Raw genomic sequence first — 3,002 nt, forward strand, 5'->3', positions numbered from 1 at the left:
TCGCGACCGACTCGACCCCCGGCCGCGACGACAGGCGCGCGGCGTAGCCGGTGACGTCCGCCGGCTCGCGGGTGACCAGCTGCATGGCCTTGCCGTCGTCGCCCGGGAAGCCGGCCCGCAGCACGTCGCCGACCTGCCTGGTCTCCGACGCGGTGGTCAGCACCCGGTCGTCCGGCGTGCCGAACTCCACGCGCAGCAGGGGAATCGCGGCGATCACGAGCAGGATCACCACCGGCGCGCCGGCGAGCACCGGCCGGCGCATGGCGACCCCGGCGATCCGCGCCCAGACCGCGGACACCGAGCTGGGCGTCTTGCGCACCCAGGGCAGCCGCAGCGAGTTGACCTTCGGCCCGAGGACGGCGAGCAGTGCCGGCAGCACGACGATCGCGCCGACCATCGCCACGATCACCACGCCGACGCCGGCGTAGGCGAACGACCGCAGGAAGTACAGCGGGAACACCAGCAGCGCGGCGAGCGCCACCGCGACGGTCAGCGCGCTGAACATGATCGTCCGGCCGGCCGTCTCGACCGTGCGGACCACCGCGTCCCGGGTGTCGCGGCCGCCGGCGAGCTCCTCGCGGAACCGGTTGACCATCAGCAGCGCGTAGTCGATAGCCAGGCCGAGGCCGAGCGCCGTGGTCAGGTTGATCGCGAACACCGACACGTCGGTCAGCGAGCCGAGTACGGACAGCACCGCGAACGTGCCGAGCACCGCGATCGCGCCGATCGCGAGCGGCAGCAGGGCGGCGACGACGCTGCCGAACACGACCACGAGCAGTACCAGGATGATCGGCACCGCGATCGACTCGGCGAGGGCCAGGTCGCTGCCGACCTGGTCGCCGATGTCCACGCCGACCGCCTCCGGCCCGCCGACGCGCACCTGGACCGGTCCGGTGGTCGTGCCGTAGGCGTCGCGCAGCTCGGTCACGTCGCCGTCCTCGGCGAGCTTGGCGACCGCGATGGCGTGCCGGCCGTCCGCCGACCGCATCGGCGGGGCGTCGGTCGTGAAGTAGGAGGCGAGGTCGACCAGCGCGGCGTCGGCGGACAGCCGGTCGGTGAGCTCGGTGCCCGCGGCGCGGACGGCCGTGTCGTCCACGGTGCCGGCGGCCGCGGTCAGCAGGAAGACCACGTCGTTCTCACCGCCGAACGCGGAGTCGAGCAGTGCTTGAGCCTGGCTGGACTCGGCGGCCGGGTCCTCGAAGCCGCCGTCGGTCCGCAGCTTGCCGAAGGCGGTGAACCCGAGTGCGCCGGCCCCGATCATGACCAGGACCGTGACCACGAGAACCGCGCGGGCGTGGGTGGCGGCGAACCGGCCGATGCGACCGAACATGGCGTGCTCCCTGGCTAATGTGAACATGCATAAACTTGGCAGCCGTTAACTTGCCATCGATGTTTGCTGGTGTCAACATCGGTCTCATGGAAATCTCAGGTTCGCCGAAGCGCGGCTACCACCACGGCGATCTCCGCAACGCGCTGATCGAGGCCGCGGCGGAGCTCGCCGCGCAGGGCGGGCCGGGTGAAGTGAGCATCCGCGCGGCGGCCCGGCAGGTCGGGGTCACGCCGACCGCCGCGTACCGGCACTTCGCGGGCAAGGAGGAGTTGCTGGGGGCGGCGAAGGAGGCCGCGCTGGAGGAGCTGTCGGCGGCCATGAACAAGGAGCTGTCCGCGCGCCCGCGGCCCGACGACCCGGTGCGCTTCGCGCTGGGTAGCCTCGCCGCGCTGGGTCGCGGGTACATCGCGTTCGCGAGGGCGCAGCCGGGCCTGTTCCGCACGGTGTTCTCGTGGGAGGGCCCGCCGCGCGACCCGGACAAGGCGACCCCGAGCGACCCGTTCGGGCTGCTGCTGGAGTCGCTCGACGAGCTCGTCGCGGTCGGCTACCTCAGCGTCGAGCGGCGGCCGCTCGCCGAGGTGGCGGCCTGGTCGATGGTGCACGGCCTGTCCACGCTGCTGGACGGCCCGCTGCGGGACATGCCGGCGGAGCTGCGCGAGGAGGCGATCGTCAAGGCGATGCTGATCCTCGCCAACGGCCTGGCCGGCAACGGCCTCACGCCGGAGCAGGAGGCCCTGTTGGCCGACGAGATGCGCGCCGCGGTCTAGCGCGCCGCGGTCATCTAGCGCGCGACAGCCTCCCGGGCGTGCAGGTCACGGACCGTCTTCGAGGTGCGGACCGCCTCCGGGTCGGGGTGGGTGCGCAGGACCCGGTCCGCGGTGCCGGACGTGGTCACGGTGAACCAGTAGTGCTCGTTCTTGTAGTGGTGCAGCCGGTGGTTGCGCCAGATCGCCCGGTACAGCCGGGTGCGCGGCCGGTAGTCGCTGTGGATCAGGTAGTGCATCCACTCGTAGCCCAGGCCCAGCGCGGCCGCGGTCACCAGGAAGGTCAGCCCGAGGCCGAGCCTGGGGAACGCCAGCAAGGCGATCGCGGTCGTCGAGGGCAGCAGCCACACCTGCACCCGCCACGGGATGAACACGAGGGGCACGTTCCGCGGGTCGGCGTGGTGCGCGCGGTGCTTGCGGGACAGCAGCGGGTCGATCATGACCCGGCCGACCCGGCGCGGCCGCCAGTGCAGCACGCACACGTGCACGGCCCACTCGAAGAACGGGAACGCCGCCACCATGATCACCGGTGTGAGCGCGTCGCTCGCGCGCCAGTCGCCGGCGATCAGCCGGGCCGTGACCGCGCCGGCCAGCACGGTGGCGAGTATCCAGGGTGACGGGTGTCGCCAGAACCTCCGGGCCGCGTTGCGCAGGCTGGCGGAGCGGCGGCGAGAGCCGGTGATGGCGGCCTCGTCCGCGCGGACCCGTGCCCGTGCGCGGGCGTCGACGTCGTCAGTCACGTGTGTTCCTCCAGCTTCCGGATCACCGACAGCAGGCCCTGGGTGCCGGCGCCGAGCAGGTCCTCGGCGAGGCGGCGGGCCTCGGGGGCGTCGCCGGCCACGATCGCGGTGGTCAGCGCGCGGTAGACCTCGACACGGGTGACCTCGGCGTCCATCACCGGGCCGAGC

Annotated in this window: 3 protein-coding genes; 1 reads left to right on the plus strand and 2 read right to left on the minus strand. The window is 72.8% G+C overall.

Translation table 11 applies throughout. The annotated features are described in order from the left end of the window. Nucleotides 1–1,330, minus strand: a 1,330-nt coding sequence (locus ACRDTB_RS37875; protein WP_431437098.1) for an MMPL family transporter, incomplete at its 3' end; no start/stop codon positions are given. 86 nt (nucleotides 1,331–1,416) lie between these two features. Between ACRDTB_RS37875 and ACRDTB_RS37880 the strand changes: the two genes are divergently transcribed. Continuing rightward, nucleotides 1,417–2,097: a TetR/AcrR family transcriptional regulator gene (locus ACRDTB_RS37880; RefSeq protein WP_431437099.1), complete on the plus strand. Its 681-nt coding sequence runs from the start codon at nucleotides 1,417–1,419 to the stop codon at nucleotides 2,095–2,097. Between the two features lie 14 nt (nucleotides 2,098–2,111). On the opposite strand, the gene ACRDTB_RS37885 is transcribed toward ACRDTB_RS37880, so the two are convergent. Then, entirely contained in the window at nucleotides 2,112–2,834 is a 723-nt protein-coding gene (locus tag ACRDTB_RS37885) for a sterol desaturase family protein (RefSeq protein WP_431437100.1), read from the minus strand. Nucleotides 2,835–3,002 lie beyond the last annotated feature (168 nt).

The organism is Actinophytocola sp. (assembly GCF_050699935.1).
Lineage (GTDB): Bacteria > Actinomycetota > Actinomycetes > Mycobacteriales > Pseudonocardiaceae > Actinophytocola.